The 18,519-nt window shown below is 37.8% G+C and carries 18 protein-coding genes and 1 tRNA gene; 10 read left to right on the top strand and 9 right to left on the bottom strand.

All coding sequences use genetic code 11. From position 1 onward, the window contains the following. Position 1 precedes the first annotated feature (1 nt). Together I600_RS13970 and I600_RS13965 are read right to left on the bottom strand one after the other, a co-directional pair. Positions 2 to 2,563, bottom strand: coding sequence for a circularly permuted type 2 ATP-grasp protein (locus I600_RS13970; RefSeq protein WP_058105180.1), 2,562 nt, complete (start codon positions 2,561 to 2,563; stop codon positions 2 to 4). Between the two features lie 11 nt (positions 2,564 to 2,574). Further along, a complete protein-coding gene (locus I600_RS13965; RefSeq protein ID WP_058105179.1) occupies positions 2,575 to 5,898 on the bottom strand; it encodes a transglutaminase family protein in 3,324 nt (1,107 codons plus the stop codon). Between the two features lie 251 nt (positions 5,899 to 6,149). Between I600_RS13965 and I600_RS13960 the strand changes: the two genes are divergently transcribed. Together I600_RS13960 and I600_RS13955 are read left to right on the top strand one after the other, a co-directional pair. Next, the gene (locus I600_RS13960; protein ID WP_058105178.1) at positions 6,150 to 6,692 is read left to right on the top strand and encodes a DUF4287 domain-containing protein; all 543 of its coding nucleotides are present in this window, start codon (positions 6,150 to 6,152) and stop codon (positions 6,690 to 6,692) included. A 68-nt stretch (positions 6,693 to 6,760) separates the two neighbouring features. Beyond that, a complete protein-coding gene (locus I600_RS13955; RefSeq protein ID WP_058105177.1) occupies positions 6,761 to 7,633 on the top strand; it encodes a cation diffusion facilitator family transporter in 873 nt (290 codons plus the stop codon). On the opposite strand, the gene I600_RS13950 is transcribed toward I600_RS13955, so the two are convergent. The 5 genes from I600_RS13950 to I600_RS13930 form a co-directional block, all read right to left on the bottom strand. Further along, entirely contained in the window at positions 7,634 to 8,530 is an 897-nt protein-coding gene (locus tag I600_RS13950) for a flavin reductase family protein (protein ID WP_058105176.1), read from the bottom strand. A gap of 17 nt (positions 8,531 to 8,547) precedes the next feature. After that, entirely contained in the window at positions 8,548 to 9,783 is a 1,236-nt protein-coding gene (fahA, locus tag I600_RS13945) for a fumarylacetoacetase (RefSeq protein WP_058105354.1), read from the bottom strand. A 17-nt stretch (positions 9,784 to 9,800) separates the two neighbouring features. Continuing rightward, entirely contained in the window at positions 9,801 to 10,955 is a 1,155-nt protein-coding gene (locus tag I600_RS13940) for a homogentisate 1,2-dioxygenase (protein ID WP_058105175.1), read from the bottom strand. A gap of 75 nt (positions 10,956 to 11,030) precedes the next feature. Beyond that, positions 11,031 to 12,161: a 4-hydroxyphenylpyruvate dioxygenase gene (gene hppD / locus I600_RS13935; RefSeq protein WP_058105353.1), complete on the bottom strand. Its 1,131-nt coding sequence runs from the start codon at positions 12,159 to 12,161 to the stop codon at positions 11,031 to 11,033. A 63-nt stretch (positions 12,162 to 12,224) separates the two neighbouring features. After that, entirely contained in the window at positions 12,225 to 13,352 is a 1,128-nt protein-coding gene (locus I600_RS13930; protein ID WP_245188893.1) for a pyridoxal phosphate-dependent aminotransferase, read from the bottom strand. A gap of 99 nt (positions 13,353 to 13,451) precedes the next feature. Here I600_RS13930 and I600_RS13925 point away from each other — a divergent pair, with 99 nt between their 5' ends. From I600_RS13925 to I600_RS13915, 3 genes are all read left to right on the top strand, one after another. After that, a complete protein-coding gene (locus I600_RS13925) occupies positions 13,452 to 13,898 on the top strand; it encodes a MarR family winged helix-turn-helix transcriptional regulator (protein ID WP_058105173.1) in 447 nt (148 codons plus the stop codon). Positions 13,899 to 14,002: 104 nt separating this feature from the next. Then, positions 14,003 to 14,076: transfer RNA gene (locus tag I600_RS13920), tRNA-Arg, on the top strand. A gap of 128 nt (positions 14,077 to 14,204) precedes the next feature. After that, positions 14,205 to 14,636: a BLUF domain-containing protein gene (locus tag I600_RS13915; protein ID WP_058105172.1), complete on the top strand. Its 432-nt coding sequence runs from the start codon at positions 14,205 to 14,207 to the stop codon at positions 14,634 to 14,636. Positions 14,637 to 14,675: 39 nt separating this feature from the next. Here the strand turns inward: I600_RS13915 and I600_RS13910 are convergent, their stop codons facing one another. Further along, on the bottom strand, positions 14,676 to 15,203 hold the full coding sequence (locus I600_RS13910) for a hypothetical protein (protein ID WP_082642979.1): 528 nt from the start codon (positions 15,201 to 15,203) through the stop codon (positions 14,676 to 14,678). A 53-nt stretch (positions 15,204 to 15,256) separates the two neighbouring features. Further along, entirely contained in the window at positions 15,257 to 15,694 is a 438-nt protein-coding gene (locus I600_RS13905; protein WP_157490905.1) for a DUF6789 family protein, read from the bottom strand. Positions 15,695 to 15,890: 196 nt separating this feature from the next. Here I600_RS13905 and I600_RS13900 point away from each other — a divergent pair, with 196 nt between their 5' ends. The 5 genes from I600_RS13900 (at position 15,891) to I600_RS13885 (ending at position 18,495) form a co-directional block, all read left to right on the top strand. After that, the gene (locus I600_RS13900) at positions 15,891 to 16,151 is read left to right on the top strand and encodes a SemiSWEET family sugar transporter (RefSeq protein WP_058105169.1); all 261 of its coding nucleotides are present in this window, start codon (positions 15,891 to 15,893) and stop codon (positions 16,149 to 16,151) included. After that, complete coding sequence (locus tag I600_RS13895; protein ID WP_058105168.1) at positions 16,148 to 16,669, top strand: DUF421 domain-containing protein; 522 nt, start codon at positions 16,148 to 16,150, stop codon at positions 16,667 to 16,669. The genes I600_RS13900 and I600_RS13895 overlap by 4 nt, the downstream gene beginning before the upstream one ends. A gap of 248 nt (positions 16,670 to 16,917) precedes the next feature. Beyond that, a complete protein-coding gene (locus I600_RS19000; RefSeq protein ID WP_245188892.1) occupies positions 16,918 to 17,160 on the top strand; it encodes a four-helix bundle copper-binding protein in 243 nt (80 codons plus the stop codon). 21 nt (positions 17,161 to 17,181) lie between these two features. Beyond that, entirely contained in the window at positions 17,182 to 18,039 is an 858-nt protein-coding gene (locus I600_RS13890; RefSeq protein ID WP_058105167.1) for an SDR family oxidoreductase, read from the top strand. A gap of 15 nt (positions 18,040 to 18,054) precedes the next feature. Next, positions 18,055 to 18,495, top strand: coding sequence for a response regulator (locus I600_RS13885; RefSeq protein WP_058105166.1), 441 nt, complete (start codon positions 18,055 to 18,057; stop codon positions 18,493 to 18,495). Positions 18,496 to 18,519 lie beyond the last annotated feature (24 nt).

Here is an 18,519-nt window from a genome sequence, read left to right as displayed (position 1 = left end):
ATTAAATGGGAAATGACTGTGTAAACAATTGTGTTTGCTTGTCCGTATGATTAAAATAGGTGTTGGATATAGATTGTGAGGTTTTATACAATAAATCAGAAAGTTCTTTTAAAAGGGTATCTAACTGCTCTCTTGTAACATCTGTTTCAGATTTTGTCTGAACCAGCTTAGAAGACTCTGCCAATCTTAACTTTGAAAATGCCTCAAATACAAATTTTTGATAGTTACTTAATTGATGGTCATGTTTGGAGTGTGGCAATCTTGCAATATCTTTTTGCAATCTATTGATCATAAAGGTCAATGAACGTGCATAATCCAGATCTAACACCACTAGATCCAACACATGTGCCAACTCTATATGAGAGCGGTAACTGTACCTGTATATATTAAGGCTTTCATGACTGGTTAACAGGTACTCCAACAAATCATACTCTACCTGTTCATCATATTTTATGGTCAATAAGGCCCTACATTTAGTAATATTCAAACTACTTTGCTCCAATTGCAATCCTATAAAGTATAATAGCAAACCTTGTTGCACCATGATACTTTCTTCAATAAGCCCCATAAATGCAATTAAACGTGTAATCAATTGATTTAGGACTTTAAGAATTTTATTTATGGAGTGATCATCACCATCTACCAAGGAGTTCCAAATTTTTTGAATATTCTCAAATACGCGCCACATATCCGAGGACCATAAATTACGGATGGAATAATAGGAGTTTCCGAACATACTTATGGTATGCGCCAGACTGCCCACCCTATTCTTATCTAAAATTACGGACAACATTTCCTCATACGGATTATCCATGGCCAATTTGCCATCTTTTGACCTTTCTACGAAGCCAGGATAGGTACCCGTTAATTGTGTAACCGCTTTAAAAAGCACTTTAAGTTTTTCAGAATCGGGTTTTTCGTTTCTGTTCTGCACTATGGCCATTTGTCGCATTACCGTACGTAAAAAACGTGCATTTACTAATGTACGCCCTACATAGCGCCCCGCCCAATATAAATTCTCTGCCGTTAAGCTGGGCAAATCATTTAGACCCGAAATGGCAATAGATGATTTTTGCTGCCAATGCCTATTTTTTTCTTCCACAATGGGTTCATCGTCCAATATCCAAAAATCTTTACTGGTGCCACCTCTTTGATTAGACACTCTTACCGTCTCGCCATCTGGTGCCACCCTAACCAAACCACCTGGCATTACGGAATATTCTTTTTTAGACGCAATGCAAAATGCTCTTGCCACAACATTTCTTGGCGCTAATTTATCATTGGTAAAATTGGGAGCCGTTGAGAAATTAATGCGTTCCTGTGCAACAAAACGATAGGGACGCTCCAAAATGACTTTTTTAAGTTCATCCAATGCTTCCGCACTCATTAGTTCTCCAAAATAGATACTTTCCCTGTTGGTACGATCTATTCTTTTTATGACCAATTTTGAAATGTTATCCAAAACAAAATTTCTTTCCTTTTCTTGTCCGCACCACCATGATGCGATCTGAGGTAATTTTAATTCCTCATCCATAAAGAATTTTGCTATGGCCGGCATAAACGGAATCAATCCCGGATTTTCAATTACTCCACTTCCTATGGGGTTTATGACCGCTACATTGTTTCTTCGTACAACATCCAATAATCCGGCTACGCCCAAATGTGAATCCTCCCGTAGTTCCAAGGGATCGGTAAAGGCATCGTCTACCCTACGCAATACCACATCGATTTGCTTTAAGCCTTGTAAAGACTTCATCCAAAGAAAGCCATCTCGCACCACCATATCATTACCTTGTACCAATGGATACCCTAAGAAAGACGCCATATAGGCATGTTCAAAATAGGTTTCGTTATGTGAGCCCGGTGTAAGAATCACAATATTCGGATTTTCCTTTTTCCCAGGTGCGGCATCAATAAGCATTTGATTGAATTCCTGAAAAAATCCGGATAAACGCTTCACTTTCATTTCCGCATATAAATCCGGCAAAATTCTACTGGTCGTGGATCTATTCTCTAGAGCATACCCCATACCAGAAGGTGCTTCTGTCCTGTCATTTACCACCCATAAACGCCCATCCGTTCCACGACATAAATCTGCGGCATAGATAGATAAATACTGTTCTAACTGAAGCTCCATACCGGAACACTGCCTAAGAAAACCCCTATGCCCATAAATTACTTCATAGGGTACAATACCATTTTTTATTAATTTTCGGTCGCCGTAGACATCTTTTAACACCAAGTTGAGCAGTTCTGCCCTTTGCTTTAACCCTTCTTCTACCTCTGCCCACTCATTTTGGTGCAGCATAAAAGGAACCACATTAAGGTTCCAAGGTCTATGCATACCCTGTGGATCGTTGTATACATTATAAGTGACCCCATTTTCTGACAATAACCAGTCTATATCTTTTTGACGTGCCGTTAGGCCCGTGACCCCCAAGGTATCAAAACTGGTCAATAGTTTACTCCAATAGGGTTTTATACCATTGTTCAATGAATACATTTCATCATTGCCCTGTTGGGTATCATAATTATTGAACCACGTGGTTTTTGTTGTTGGCATTACCTCTTCAATTACTTCTTACGCAAATCTGTTACATGTGGATACTCTGGGTTGACCGGCATCTCTTTGTATGCAAATGTATTTGAACCTTTCTTAGGTTCTACCATTCTGCCCGTAAAATTTGTTGAGGCCACTAATTCTGTAGGTGTTACCTCATCTTGTGTCATGCCAATATCCCAAAATCTATTAATTCTGCGCGATTCTGCTTCTAAGCTATTTACCGGATAGGTGTCATACGACCTACCACCTGGGTGTGCCACAAAATAGGTACAGCCGCCAATCGACTTTTTGTTCCAATCATCAACTATATCAAATACCAACGGAGTATCTACCCCAATAGTCGGGTGTAAGGCGGACCACGGTTCCCAGGCCTTAAAACGCACTCCCGCTACGTACTCGCCCTTTGTCCCTGTAGAACTCAATTCAATTTTAACTCCATTACACGTTAACGAGTATCGCTTTTCATTAAAATTATTGACTTTTACCTGTACACGTTCTAATGAAGAATCTACATAACGGGATGTTCCGCCACCGGTCATTTCCTCACCAAGTACATTCCACGGTTCTATGGCCATACGCAATTCCATTTGTATGGTATTGACATCTACCATACCGTACAACGGGAAACGGAATTCAAAGAAGGGATCAAACCAATCTAATTTGAACGGATATCCCGCTTCGTTCAACTGCTCTACAATATCCTTGATATCTTCTTTTACATAATGCTCCAGCAAGAATTTGTCATGCAATTCCGTACCCCAACGCACCAATTTGTGTTTGTACGGTTTTTTCCAAAACCATGATACCAACGTACGCACCAACAACATTTGCATTAAGCTCATTTGCGCATGAGGAGGCATATCAAAAGCACGTAGCTCCAAGATACCCAAGCGCCCGGACGAAGAATCCGGAGAGTATAATTTATCTATACAAAACTCCGCTCTATGGGTATTCCCTGTTATGTCCGTCAACAGATGTCTGAACAGACGGTCAGTGATCCAAAACGGGACCTCTTTATCATCTGGTATTTGCGAAAAGGCAATTTCAAGTTCATACAAGTTCTCTAACCTTGCCTCATCTACTCGTGGAGCCTGACTAGTAGGCCCTATAAATGCACCTGAGAACAAATAGGATAGCCCAGGGTGATGCTGCCAAAAAGTCAAAAGACTTCGTAATAACTGCGGGTTACGTAATAACGGACTATCAGCCGGAGTTACACCGCCCAAGGTAACGTGATTACCACCACCCGTTCCGGTGTGCTTACCATCTAGCATAAATTTTTCGGTTCCTAAACGGGCCTGCTTTGCTTCGGCATATAACGTTAACGTATTATCGGTAAGTTCTTGCCAGTTTTTCGCAGGATGTACGTTTACCTCAATAACACCAGGATCAGGGGTCACCTTTAAAACTTCTAACCTATTATCACGTGGTGGTTCATAGCCTTCTAGAATCACCGGAACTTTCAATTCTTTTGCCGTAGCTTCTATACTTGCCACCAAGTCCAAAAAGTCTTCGGCACTATCTAACGGAGGCAAATAAAGAAATAATTTATTCTCCCTGACCTCTGCACAAATTGCCGTACGCACATATGGGTGCTTTCTTGGGTGACCTATAGATTTTAATTTCAACCGTTTTTCCAATGCATCGCCAGGTTTTGGCAAATCCGGCGAGGGTTCAAACAACTCTACCTCTGCCGTTGGTTCTGAAGGGATTGGCGGGTCTTGGGGCAATGCCCCCAAAGGCAAACGAAGTCCTATAGCGGAATTACCGGGTGTAAGAAACAAATGTTTATTTCTAAACTTCCATTTGTTCGTAAGCCATTTATTGTTCTTTTTGGTCAAAGGATATACGTGACCTACTACTTCACCAATTCCATTTTCCAATATTTCACCCAATTTTCTACGTAGGTGACCATCATCTTTATTGTATTTTTTAGGATTGACATCTACCGGTAATTTTCCTTCTTCCCATAAAAAGTAAAAGGCATCTTCATAGGCTGGCATTACACTGTTGGTCTTACAACCCAAATAGCCACCTAAAGCCTTTAAAAATCGTTTGGTAATATTTCTGGGCATTTTATATTCCTCAGAAAAAGATGCCAATAAACTTGGATCGTTCCAAATGGGTTTTCCGTCTTTGCGCCAGTGGATACCAATGAGCCAACGCGGCAAGACCTCTCCAGGATACCATTTACCCTGTGCGTGGTGCAAGAGCCCCCCTTTACCAAATACCTCTAGTAGCCTGATGGAAAGTTTGCTAGCCAGTTCCCTTTTGTGTTGACCATCTGCAGCGGTATTCCACTCCTCAGATTCCATATCATCTATAGAGACAAATGTAGGTTCGCCACCCATAGTTAAACGAACATCATTGGCCTGCAATTCTTCCTCTACCTTAAAACCAAGATCATAGATTGCTTGCCATTGTTCATCTGTGTAGGGCTTGGTTACACGTGGCGATTCAAAAATTCTAGTAACCGAATTTTCAAATTCAAAGGTAGTTTCAGCAAAATCACTGAATCCGCTTACCGGTGCGGCACTTTCATAAGATGGTGTACATGCCAATGGAATATGACCTTCTCCCGTAAACAAACCAGATGTGGCGTCTAGACCGATCCATCCGGCACCGGGCAAATATACTTCTGCCCATGCATGAAGATCGGTAAAATCCTCTTCTGGACCAGAAGGACCATCCAGTGATTTTTCATCGGATTTTAATTGTACCAAATACCCGGAAACAAAGCGAGCCGCCAAACCTAAATGACGAAGTGTTTGCACTAGTAACCATGCAAAATCCCTACAAGAGCCCAACTTAGCCTCTAAGGTTTCTTCACAGGTTTGTACCCCGGGCTCCATTCTCAACGTATAATCCAAGTAATTATACAATTTGCTATTTAGCCCAATTAAAAAATCTATACTTCTTTGCGGAGTCAAATCTATCTTTGACAACCACTCTTTCAATAACGGACCACTCTCTACTTTTTCCAAATAGGGTAAAAGTTCTTTCTTAGCCTCATCGGAATATTTAAATGGAAATTCCTCTACAGCTTCCTCAACAAAAAAATCGAACGGATTGATCGTTTTTAAATCGGCTATAATTTCTACATCAATAGACAGCTCAGTGGTTTTATCGGGAAAAACAATTCGTGCCAAATAATTTCCAAAAGGATCTTGTTGCCAATTAAAAAAATGATTTTCAGGTTTAATTTTAATTGAATAAGCCTCTATTGGAGTTCTACTATGTGGTGCCGGACGCAATCTAAAAATATGTGGCGATAGATTTATACTTCTATCGTAGATATACTTGGTCTTGTGTTTAATTGCAACTTTTAATGCCATACGGTTGTGGGATTTCGGTACTACCTAATATAAGCACTATAATCAGCAAATGAATATAAGTAGGCGTGAATCACAAAATTTTTATTCAAATTGGAGTTGGAACGCTATTTATTGATAGATTGCTAATGTTAGGGGGTGTTTGTTGATCTTTTTTGGATGGGTTAACATTGAAAAAAAGATGGTGCTGAATAACGCAACCCAAGGGGTTACTATTTTTTTGTAAATTGAAACATACATAAAACGCTCTACTTATGGAAAAGGCACTGCAAACCATGATCGACAACATGCCTGAAAAGACAGGAAAATCATTGAACGAATGGAAGACCATTCTTAAAGAAAAGTCATTTACCAAACATTCTGAAGGTGTCAATTATTTAAAGAAAGAACACGGTGTTACCCACGGTTTTGCAAATACCATTGTTACCCTTTCAAAAGAAGAAAACCATGCTCCAACGGATTTGGTGGATCAGCAATACAAAGGGAAAGAAAGCCTACTCCCTATTTATGAAAAGCTGCTACTTGTAATAAAGCCTTTTGGAGATGATATTACCATAACCCCAAAGAAAACCTCTGTAAGTATCATTCGTAAAAAGCAATTTGCATTGATAAAACCTGCTACCAAAACTAGAATAGATTTAGGATTAAAAATAAAAGACAAGCCAACTACAGACCGACTTGAATCTTCTGGACCTTTTGGCAGTATGTGTACGCACCGTGTACAACTTACAGATACTAATCAGGTTGATGAGGAACTAACCGATTGGTTGAAGGAGGCATATGAGAAAGCTATTTAACACAACCCATTCATTAATTATATCGCATTAAGCTATCATACATTTTCTTGGCACTGTACCTTTGCCCTATGAGTATTGAACAGACTGCCATTAAAACAACATACTTTAGCATTGTAGGTAACATTCTCTTGGCCCTTATTAAAGGTTTAGCGGGATTCTTTGGTAATTCTTACGCTCTTATTGCAGATGCCATTGAATCTACCACTGACATCTTCTCCTCTATTTTGGTGTTATTAGGATTTAAGTATGCAGAAAGACCAGCAGATGAAAATCACCCTTACGGTCATGGTAAAATAGAACCCATTATTACTTTTTTAATTGTTGCTTTTCTTGTGATATCTGCAACCGTTATTGCCTATGAAAGCATTGATAACATACAAACTCCACACAAAACTCCAAAATCATGGACATTAATAGTTCTTGGCGTTATCATTCTTTGGAAAGAAATCTCATACCGAATCGTCATTAAAAAAAGTAAGGAAACCAATAGTACTTCGTTAAAAGCGGACGCTTGGCACCATAGAAGTGATGCCATAACATCAATCATGGCTTTTATAGGTATTTCAATTGCCCTAATTTTTGGAAAGGGTTACGAAACGGCCGATGATTGGGCCGCCCTAATTGCTTCGGGTTTTATTCTTTACAATAGCTACCTAATCTTACGACCTGCGTTAGGCGAAATAATGGACGAGCAACGGTATGACGAACTATTGGAAGAAATACGTAAAAAATCACTGGAAGTACCCGGGGTTACCGGTACAGAAAAATGTTTTATACGAAAAGCCGGAATGAAATTTCATATTGACCTCCATGCCATGGTAGATGGCACTATATCGGTTACAAAAGGGCATGATATTGCACATTTACTAAAAGACCATCTACATCATGAAATTCCGAACCTTGGTCACATATTAATACATATTGAACCTGATGATTTGTAACTAAACCCCCAAATGCAACAAGGCCAAAGCATCTTCTGTTTTTCCTTCTGCCAACCACTGTTGTGCCAGTTTGTGCAATGCTACAGCATCTTCATCGCCGTTTAGTATAGATTTCACCTCAGCATGTGCAGCAATAGCAGCAATAACTTCTTTAGTAGGCAACTGTTCTAAGTTACCTAGTCTCCCTAAATTATTCCCCGTCAGTACCGTACTGTTACGCACAGCTTCTGGCAACATATCTACTCCAATACCTTTGGTTCGTATAGGTTTTGGTATTTCAAACAAGGCATCGCCATTAGCCCTGCAATACCAATTACCACCCATACGGGCAACCAAATCCAACTTGGGCGTATCCAGATTTCCTTCGGCATCTAGAAATGCTTTCTTTACGTGTATCTGAACTACTTTTGCCAACACTAGATTACCTGCCCCTGGACCATCACCCAATGCTATTACCTGATCCACCACACACTCAAAAGCTACGGGAGCTTCCCCTACTCTTGGTGGCTTTACCTTATCACTTGGTACTTGCGTTAATCCTGATTTTACAAATTCATTTACCCCGTCACCGTATTCCGTACTTGACAAGGACATTTGCTCTACCATGTCATAATTCACGATATTAATTACCGTTTCCTTTACTTCCAATACATTTTCCAAGGTGTGCTTGGTGGTATTGTCACGACCTCTTCTTGAAGGGGAAAAAACCATGACCGGAGGGTTTACACTAAATAGGTTAAAATAACTGAACGGACTCAAATTTACATTGCCGTCCTTATCAATTGTGCTGGCGAAACAAATAGGTCTTGGCGCTACAGCAGATAATAAATACCCATGCAACTCTTGTTGAGATATACTTGCCGGGTCTATTGTATTTATTTCTTCGTGTTGTGACATTGTGCTCATATTCTAAATTACTTACTGGGTAAAATAGTACCCGTTACTTCACCAAAACCAACTCTTACGCCTTCTTTCTCCGCAAATCCTTTCAAGGTTATGGTGTCATTATCTTCAATAAAAGTGCGTTTGCTTCCGTCTTTTAATTCGAAAGGTTTTTTACCTCCCCACGAAATCTCTAGCAATGATCCATAGGAGCTTTCATCTTTGCCCGATATGGTACCCGATGCCATGACATCTCCCACGTTTACATTACATCCATTTACGGTATGGTGTGCCAATTGCTGCATCATATTCCAATACATGTACTTAAAGTTTGAGCGACTGATTATTGTTTCTTCCGAAGATTTGGAAGACATCCCTACTTCTAATTGTATGTCATAATTTTTGGCTCCTTCATATTGTAAATACGAAAGTACAGCTGGATCTTGCTTAGGACCTTGAACCTTAAATGGCTCCAATGCTTCTAATGTAACAATCCACGGCGACATGGATGATGCAAAGCTTTTGCCCAAAAACGGACCTAATGGTACATATTCCCATTTTTGAATATCCCTAGCGGACCAGTCATTGAATAACACCAATCCAAAAATATGTTCCGAAGCATTTTCTACTACAATTCGTTCTCCTAATTGTGTAGATTTACCTACTATGAAACCCACTTCCAATTCAAAGTCTAAACGCCCCGATGCTTGAAAAACCGGTGTTTCCATTTCATTGGTTTTCACTTGACCCATAGGTCTATGAATATCGGTACCGCTTACCACAATGGAAGAAGCGCGACCGTGGTAGCCTACCGGAATATGCCTCCAATTGGGCAATAGCGCATTTTCTGGATCACGAAACATTTTACCTACATTGGTAGCGTGCTCAATACTCGAATAAAAATCGGTATAATCGCCTACTTGCACCGGTAAATGCATGGTAGCGTCTTTCTGTTGCACAAATGCTTCCGGATGATTTTTTAATGGCGAATTTTCTATCACTAGCAACTGCTGTATATCTAAACGGACTTTATTGGTAATCTTCTTACCTAGAGCGATAAACTCATTTAAAGTTGATTGATTAAAATAGTTGGCATTGACCTCTATCAACCCTAACTCTGATACCACAACCAAATCAACAATTTGCGTTCCAATAGCAATACCTGCTCTTGGCTGATCATCGTTCACCGAAAAAATGCCAAAAGGAAGATTGTAAATAGAAAAATCTGAATTATGAGGTACGTTGACCCATGTTTTTAGTGTTGTCAAGTGTTCTCTTATTTCTGTTATAACCAAGATTTGTAATAATCGCCATCATCTAATTTCATGGCATTCTCAGTAACCATCAACGGCTTAAAGGTGTCTATCATAACCGCTAATTCTTCAGACCCTTTTTGACCTATGCTACGTTCTGCCGCACCTGGATGCGGACCGTGTGGTATGCCTGCGGGATGCAAAGAAATATTACCCGGTTGTACACCGTTTCTGCTCATGAAATCACCATCAACATAATACAGCATTTCATCTGAATCTATATTGGAATGGTTATATGGTGCCGGAATGGACTGCGGATGATAATCGTACAGTCTTGGCACAAATGAACAGATTACAAAGGCATTTGTTTCAAAAGTTTGATGCACTGGTGGCGGCTGATGAATTCTGCCAGTAATAGGTTCAAAATTATGTATGGAGAATCCGTACGGGAAATTATATCCATCCCAACCTACAACATCAAAAGGATGCCCTACATACACCATTTCATGCATGACCCCTTGCTTTTTCACCTTTATCAAATGTTCTTTGGTATCGGTAAATGTTTCAAGATTTTGTGGCAATTTATAATCGCGCTCACAGAACGGAGAGTGTTCCAATAACTGCCCAAACCAATTCCGATATCTTTTTGGCGTATAGATCGGTGAATATGATTCGGCATATAATATGCGATTGTCTTCACTATCAAAATCTATTTGATAAATGGTTCCTCTGGGAATAATCAGATAATCACCATATTCAAAAGGAATTTGTCCAAAAATAGTTCGTAAGGTACCAGTGCCTTTATGTATGAACAACATTTCATCGGCATCGGTATTCTTATAAAAATATTCGCGTAACGACTTTCGTGGTGCCGCTACCCCAATGATGATATCACTATTGACCAAAAGTGGCTCACGAGCTTCTAAAAAATCGTCTTTTGCGGGTGCATTAAAACTAACCAACTTTAACGAACGTATATTCTTCTCCAAGGCAATTTTAGGAGACACGTCAGTACTTTTTACGATCTCCTTGACCATGGTAGGTCTATTATGATGATATAATAAAGAGGACATACCGTCAAAACCAATGGTACCGAACAATTGTTCCGAGTACAATTCCCCATTGGGTTTTCTAAACTGCGTGTGCCTTTTTGGCGGCAACGCACCTTGCTTATGATAGATTGGCATATACGTTCGTTTTATTAGTTACTACTATTTTATTAAAATTAAACTATTCTTGGCTTGTCAAGAAATCTGTTGAACTTATAAGGTTCCTCTTAATTCTTGCTCACGCTCAATAGCTTCAAATAAAGCCTTGAAATTTCCTTTTCCAAAAGAAGTTGCTCCTTTACGCTGAATAATTTCAAAGAACATGGTTGGTCTTGCCTGTACCGTTTTGGTAAAAATTTGCAACAGATACCCTTCATCATCACGATCCACCAAAATACCTAGTTTTCTCAATGATTCTATATCCTCATCGATTTCACCAACTCGCTCTGTCAATACATCATAATACGTTGTAGGTATGGTCAAGAACTCCACACCTCTACTTTTTAAATCAGAAACCGTTTTTACGATATCATCGGTTGCTACGGCAATATGTTGTACACCTTCACCTTCATAAAACTCCAAATATTCATCTACCTGAGATTTTTTCATTCCTGGAGCAGGCTCGTTGATCGGGAATTTAATACGACCGTTACCATTACTCATTACCTTACTCATGAGGGCTGTATAATCGGTAGAAATATCCTTATCATCAAAAGACATTATTTGCTTAAAGCCCATTACATTGGCGTAGAAATCTACCCAATAATTCATTTTACCTTCGTTCACATTACCTACCATATGATCTACAAATTTTAATCCAGTAGAAGATGGCTGATAATCGCTTTCCCATTTTTGGTAGCCCGGTAAAAATGTACCGTTATAATTTTTACGCTCTACAAAAATGTGCACTACTTCACCATAAGAATAAATACCAGAACTTACCACCTTACCGTGCTCGTCTTCTTCGGTTTTTGGCTCCATGTAACTTTTAGCTCCTCTTTTCATAGTCTCGTTGTAAGCATAGGTAGCATCATCTACCCACAGTGCCGTTACCTTAACTCCGTCACCATGCTTGTCTATGTGCCTACCCACATCTGTACCACTCTTTAAAGGTGACGTCAAAACCAATCTAATTTTATCTTGCTCTACCACATAGGATTCAAAATCCCTACTACCGGTTTCAAGACCTTTATAAGCTAAGGATTTAAAACCGAAAGCGGTTTTATAATAATGTGCCGCTTGTTTAGAGTTACTTACATAAAGCTCTAAATAATCGGTACCGTTAATAGGCATAAAATCTTGTGCCTCTTTGTGTTTGTTTTCTGCTACTGTTGAAGTTGACATAGTATATGATTTAGTTTTATATTGTTTTTTTTGTTGCTCATGCAACATATGTGATAAAAAATTTTATGCTGTGGTCGTTTGGCTCTTCATTAAAACCTCAATTGCGGCCAAAAGTGCTTTGTTAGCCTCTCTTACCCCAAAAGATATACGCACTTTTCCCGGCGCACCAAAATTACCTACAGGGCGTACCATTATACCTTTTTTTTCTAAAAAAGAGGTAAACTCCATATCATTCACCGGTGGGTCTATTAGCACAAAATTACCCTGTGTTGGCCAATATTTGATATTCATTGTATCAAGACCGTTCAAAACAAACTTTCTTTCCTCCTTAACCAATGCTACAGTTTTGTTTACAAACGCTACATCTTCCAAAGCAGCAATTGCCCCCTCTAAAGCCAATGATGACAATAGAAAAGGTTTACAAATCTTACGCATGTAATTGCTTAGTTCTAAAGGAGCATAACAATAGCCAACCCTTAGACCTGCCAAGCCATAGGTCTTTGAAAAACTATTGATTGCAATTACATTTTTACCTTCTACTACAAAAGGAATTCCCGAAGTGTAATCTTCGGCTTCGGCAAAATGTCTGTATACCTCATCTAACACCAATACTACATGGTCAGGTAATTTATCTATGAAATTTCTTAAATCTGTCAGTGGAATATAATTTCCTGAAGGATTGTTGGGCGATGCTAGAAATATCAACTTTGTTCTATCATTAATAGCCTCCAAAATACCGTCCAAATTGTAATCATAATCCTCCGTCATGGGTACGTTGATTGCCTTGGCTCCCATCCAACGGGTAAAGGCCGTATAAGGTAAAAAGCAAGGCTGACTCACAATTACCTCGTCATCTTCGTTCAAAAATGCCTTAGAAATCATATCTATAATTTCTGAACCACTATTTGCAGTAATAAAGTTATCTACGGTAAGTACACCATCAAAATCTTTCACCAACGCCTCACGTAACCTTATATCCGTATTATCCGGATATAGGCTCAAATCATCTAAGGTATTTGCCAAGGCTTCCTTAACTTTTGGGGAATACCCTAACGGATTTTCGTTAGAGGACAATTTGTGAACGGTAACACCATTGGGCATTACAATCTTCTTACCTCCGCCTTTGTAAGTGCTATCTTCTAATATATATTTCTTAAAACCTGGTTGCATATTTCTAGTACTTTTTGCCAATTTGAACTAAGTAAAAATACAACTTTTTTTTAATTTTGTTGCATTAACAACAATTTTAACGATAAACTCCTGTATTTTTGGAAGAATAACTTTGAGATTATGGACAGGACGGAGGGCTTCGGCGTTTACATTGATCGTACTTTAAAAAAAGTACAGAGCACTTTTTTACAGGTATTTGCAGAAAACAACATTGATCTTACTATTGAACAATGGGTGATCTTGCAACGTGTACATTTAGAAGGAAAAGACGCTTCGCAAGCTGACATTGCCAAATCTAACTTTAGAAATAGGGCCACAACCTCTAGGGTAATCAGTGGATTATGCAAAAAAGGGTTGCTACGTAAATCAAGATTCAGAGATGATCAAAAGAGATATAAATTGGTCATCACAGAAGAAGGTTCGGCTCTAATAAAACAAGTAATGCCTTTTATTCTTGATTTAAGAAAAGTTAGTACCCTGGGTATCACTGAAGAAGAATTCGAAATCTTCTACAAAGTACTTGACCAATTATGGGAAAATTTTGATCAATACGAAGGTCGTTCATAGTCATATTCCAGTCGATAAAAGAAATAATTAAATTTTTATTGATTTTGGTTTTACCAGTCTATAAAAATCACTAAGTTTGCACCCACATTTGAAAAAATGGTGTCGGTCGCATAGCTCAGCTGGATAGAGCATCTGCCTTCTAAGCAGACGGTCGGAGGTTCGAATCCTCCTGCGATCACTCTGAAGCCCCTTTTTAGGGGCTTTTTTGTTTAAATAACTTATTCAAGTCGTTCTATTTTTTTCACAAACCCAATAATCTTAAGGTTTTTATTATTTTTGAGATACTAAGACCATCACCAAACTACCATGTATACACTTACCTACGAATCTACTGCCGTTAATATTATGACCAGTTCAGAAATGGAGTCTTTGCTTGAGGAAGCACGTACACATAACAAGAGTAAAGATATTACCGGTTGCCTTATCTATTATAAAGGAAAATTTGTTCAACTTTTGGAAGGGGACAAAAAGGAGGTGCAAGAACTCTATGATAGAATAAAAAAAGACCTACGCCATAAAGAGGTTACCTTATTTTCAGAGGATAAAATTATTAAAAGAACTTTCCCTAATTGGGGCATGGCTTACTACCCTATGGATGAGGAGCACACCAACCAATATGAACTTGAACAGTTTAAAAGAAACTTAATCTTACTTTCCGATCTTGTTGAACCTACTAATTTGACAGCAAAGCAATTTTGGAAAAAGATAAAGACAATGATTGCAGAATCGCCCACGTAATTTCACTCAATTCTATATCATTTTATTATCTAACAGTAATTAATCATCATCTTCATTCTTTATAAGTGGATGATCCGTTCTGCCTAAACCAATTATCTTTATAATATTGATTATCGTATTATACAACATTAATACCACTACAATCAAGGCAGAACTTAATATTGCGCTTACACCAATAGTAATGTAATATATGGCATCAAAATAATTATCCGGAATATTCTCACTTTCCGTGACAGGCAGATTAAACACCAAAAAGAATAACAAAGAGGCTATAAAAATTGCCGTATCCAGCTTTGCAATTTGCATAATGTGCAAGTAATGATCATTCTTTAGTTTAGAATTTGTCCCTGAGCTCACCCCTAAAAGGGTTAGCATTAACGCCAATATAGTTGCCGATGCTAGCACTATGGTATTACATAAAGTATTTAATCCCGTAAGGCTAGACTTTATTAAAACTTTAGCTTCATAACCGCTTAAATTTCCAAGCATAAAAGTTCCTAATCCAATAAACCCTAATGAAATCAAGCCGCCTATAATTGCGCGCTTTGTATAAAGTGAAATATCCATACTCATATTACATAAACAAATTAATACTGATTAGATTTTTTATAAGTATCCCATTAAAACCTTGCAAATACCCATGAAACTGTAATACCGAAAATCATATGTGCAAGGATCAATTGCAAAAAGAAGTATGTCCAATTAATTTTTGGCGGGTTACTGTGATTACTAATTATCATTGACCACCCGGCAACACCTATGACCCCAAGTGCTAATCCAAAAATTAATCCTGTCCAAATGACAATATCTTTATTGAAGTGGAAGTAATAGACGTACATAATGGCCGCCATACTACTGCCTATTAAAAAATGAATTAACCAGCCTAAGTAATAATTATTATTCACTTTTCCTTTAAAGGTCTTAGAAAGATCAATAAGCTGATTTAATAAATGTGCCTCATTAAATTTATAACCGCTTAAAAATTCAACCAAGTGGCTAAAACCTGTCATAATCGTAGTTCCTAAAATGCCAGCGCAAAATATAAGTAACAATTCCATTGCTGTTTTTATTTCATTAAACTAATCCAAGCATTAAATTAAATAATAATTAGTGCTTACCACTATCTATATTTTTTTGAACCAACATTTACTTGTAATGAATTACTTTTTGGAGCTTAACGCCAGTACCTTCAATGTTGTTAAATGCATATCATAGCAGTTATGCATTCTAAATAATCAACTACTATTAAATAACATGGAAGAAATCATTGGAATTTTTGCCGGCATCTTTACCACCATTGCGGCAGTTCCACAAATTTACAGAGCTTGGAAAACAAAAAAGGTAGATGATGTTTCTCCTAAAATGTTTTTTATCTTAATTCTAGGGGTCCTGCTCTGGACAGTATATGGTGTTATGAAACAAGATGCTCCAATTATTATTACCAACGGTATTTCAACACTATTGAACATCACCATGTTCATTCTCATTTTCAAATATAGAAAACAAGAAAAATGAAGGAATTATTTAACACCTCTTGGGAAACGGTAATGTTAATTTCAATCAGTGCATGTGGCATATATTTAGCAATTATTGTTTTTACACGCATTACCGGAAAACGAAGTTTTTCAAAAATGTCAAGTTTTGATTTTGCAATGACCGTTGCCGTTGGATCAATTATTGCTACAACAATCCTATCTTCTTCTGTAAAAATGATCGAGGGTATAGTTGGCTTGGCAATGGTATATCTATTGCAAATAAGCATTGCATTTGCCAGAAGAAATAAAACAATACAGAATTTGGTGGATAATTCACCTTTATTACTCATGGACGGTGAGAAAATTATAGAATCCAATTTAAGAAAAGCCAGAGTTACAGAGAGTGATTTACGTTCAAAATTGAGAGAAGCCAATGTAACTGAACTCAGTCAAATTAAAGCGGTTATTTTTGAAACTACGGGAGACATTTCAGTTCTACATAAAAAAGATGATGCTCCTTTAGATTTATGGATTATGAAAGATGTAAAAAGAGAATAGCACCTTCCTTCTCATAACTTACACCATTACAATTTAGTCCTAATTTGTGTCGTATTGCTATCATTATTTATCCATATGCTATACCGCACAATTTCCAATCAAAAGAGCAAATCAATTAAGTGCTCAAATTTTAATTTCAAGTAAGAAATTAAAATATATTAAAATTTAACAAGATGAAATTAGCATATAAAAGTTGCATAGAAGCCTGTAAAAAATGCTTTATCGATTGCCAAAACTGCATAGTTAACATGGCTGGTAAAGAAAGTATGAACGAGTGTCCAAATTGCTGTATGCAGTGTGTAGATACTTGCCTGAGCACCATTAAAATGTTAATGGCAGATAGTCCTTTTTCTTCAAAACAAGCAGCGCTTTGCGCTGAAATTTGCGAATGGTGCGCAAAACAATGCCAACAACATGACCATGAGCATTGTCAATTGTGTGCAGAATCTTGCTTGGCATGTGCCAAAGAATGTAGAAAACTTGCAGCCTAATACCTTTTTAAAACTAAGAACATGGAAAATATAACGATAGATAAAAATCAAGAACAGGCAAAACAACCCGGTAATGAATTCAAAATGAACCCGGAGCCACTTACCATACGTGAAAGCTACAAAGGCAGTGATAAATTAAAAAACAAAGTTGCACTACTTACTGGTGGCGATAGTGGTATCGGCAAGAGCGTAGCGGTACATTTTGCAAGGGAAGGCGCAAAAATTGCCATCATTTACCTAAGCGAGGAAAAAGATGCATTACAAACCAAAATGGAAATTGAAAATGAAGGCGGACAGTGTCTTTTGATCAAAGGAGATGTTAAAAATGAACAGTTTTGCAAAGATGCTATTGATAAGACCATTTCTAATTTTGGAACCTTAAACTGTGTTATCAATAATGCGGCCATGCAATTCCCTACCGAGTATATTGAGGATATCAAAATAGAAAATTTGCATACCACTTTTGAAACCAACATCTACCCTTATTTTTATATTGTCATGGCTGCCATGAAACATTTAAAACCTGGCGATACCATTATTAACACCACATCTGTTACTGCATATAGAGGGTCTGAGCATTTAATAGATTATGCCAGTACAAAAGGAGCAATTGTATCTTTTACCAGAAGCTTGTCAAAATCTCTTGCAGAGAAAGGTATTCGTGTAAATGCTGTGGCACCCGGGCCTATTTGGACTCCTTTGATACCAGCTACTTTTGATGGTGAAAAACTAGAGAAATTTGGTAAAGATGTGCCGTTGGGTAGACCTGGCCAACCTGCTGAAGTAGCTCCAGCCTATGTGTATTTAGCCAGTGAAGACAGTAGCTACATGACAGGACAAGTATTACATATAAATGGTGGTGAAGTAATTGGTGGATAATTAATTGTATACATAATGATCAAAGATGAAGTGTTCCATATTTATATGGCAGAAGATGATATGGAAGATCAACAAATATTTAGTGATGCTATAGCTAGTTTGCAAGAAAATATAAATATTACCATGTTCTCAAATGGGTTAGATTTACTAAATGAATTGCAAACTAAAACTCTAAAGCCAAATGTTATTTTTCTGGATCTTTTTATGCCTCGATTGAATGGAGAGGAAAGTTTGACCGAAATTAGAAAGAGTACTGCCCTTGATGATATTCCGGTAGTTATATTTTCTAATCTGTACGATATTGACCGTATTTCAAATTTGTTCCAAAATGGTGCAAATAGATATCTCCATAAGCCTAATTCATTTAAAACGCTAACATTTGCTTTAAAGAGAACTATAGAATCTATTAAAAACAACACTTTAGGGGGTACGGCGATAATAAATTATGTAGAATAATAGTTACATAGTAGGATGATTCAT

Source organism: Maribacter dokdonensis DSW-8, assembly GCF_001447995.1.
Lineage (GTDB): Bacteria > Bacteroidota > Bacteroidia > Flavobacteriales > Flavobacteriaceae > Maribacter > Maribacter dokdonensis.
The sequence above is the reverse complement of the archived record's forward strand: the minus strand, read 5'-3'. Positions and strand labels throughout refer to the sequence as shown.

What these genes read in the sequence shown, in the direction of transcription:
- I600_RS13955 (WP_058105177.1), top strand. Translation starts at nt 6,761, where the DNA reads ATGAGTATTGAACAGACTGCCATTAAAACAACATACTTTAGCATTGTA.
- I600_RS13940 (WP_058105175.1), bottom strand. Translation starts at nt 10,955, where the DNA reads ATGCCAATCTATCATAAGCAAGGTGCGTTGCCGCCAAAAAGGCACACG.
- I600_RS13890 (WP_058105167.1), top strand. Translation starts at nt 17,182, where the DNA reads ATGGAAAATATAACGATAGATAAAAATCAAGAACAGGCAAAACAACCC.
- I600_RS13950 (WP_058105176.1), bottom strand. Translation starts at nt 8,530, where the DNA reads ATGTCACAACACGAAGAAATAAATACAATAGACCCGGCAAGTATATCT.
- hppD (WP_058105353.1), bottom strand. Translation starts at nt 12,161, where the DNA reads ATGTCAACTTCAACAGTAGCAGAAAACAAACACAAAGAGGCACAAGAT.
- I600_RS13915 (WP_058105172.1), top strand. Translation starts at nt 14,205, where the DNA reads ATGTATACACTTACCTACGAATCTACTGCCGTTAATATTATGACCAGT.
- I600_RS13965 (WP_058105179.1), bottom strand. Translation starts at nt 5,898, where the DNA reads ATGGCATTAAAAGTTGCAATTAAACACAAGACCAAGTATATCTACGAT.
- I600_RS13900 (WP_058105169.1), top strand. Translation starts at nt 15,891, where the DNA reads ATGGAAGAAATCATTGGAATTTTTGCCGGCATCTTTACCACCATTGCG.
- I600_RS13905 (WP_157490905.1), bottom strand. Translation starts at nt 15,694, where the DNA reads ATGGAATTGTTACTTATATTTTGCGCTGGCATTTTAGGAACTACGATT.
- I600_RS13885 (WP_058105166.1), top strand. Translation starts at nt 18,055, where the DNA reads ATGATCAAAGATGAAGTGTTCCATATTTATATGGCAGAAGATGATATG.
- I600_RS13895 (WP_058105168.1), top strand. Translation starts at nt 16,148, where the DNA reads ATGAAGGAATTATTTAACACCTCTTGGGAAACGGTAATGTTAATTTCA.
- I600_RS13970 (WP_058105180.1), bottom strand. Translation starts at nt 2,563, where the DNA reads ATGCCAACAACAAAAACCACGTGGTTCAATAATTATGATACCCAACAG.
- I600_RS13910 (WP_082642979.1), bottom strand. Translation starts at nt 15,203, where the DNA reads ATGGATATTTCACTTTATACAAAGCGCGCAATTATAGGCGGCTTGATT.
- I600_RS19000 (WP_245188892.1), top strand. Translation starts at nt 16,918, where the DNA reads ATGGCTGGTAAAGAAAGTATGAACGAGTGTCCAAATTGCTGTATGCAG.
- I600_RS13925 (WP_058105173.1), top strand. Translation starts at nt 13,452, where the DNA reads ATGGACAGGACGGAGGGCTTCGGCGTTTACATTGATCGTACTTTAAAA.
- I600_RS13960 (WP_058105178.1), top strand. Translation starts at nt 6,150, where the DNA reads ATGGAAAAGGCACTGCAAACCATGATCGACAACATGCCTGAAAAGACA.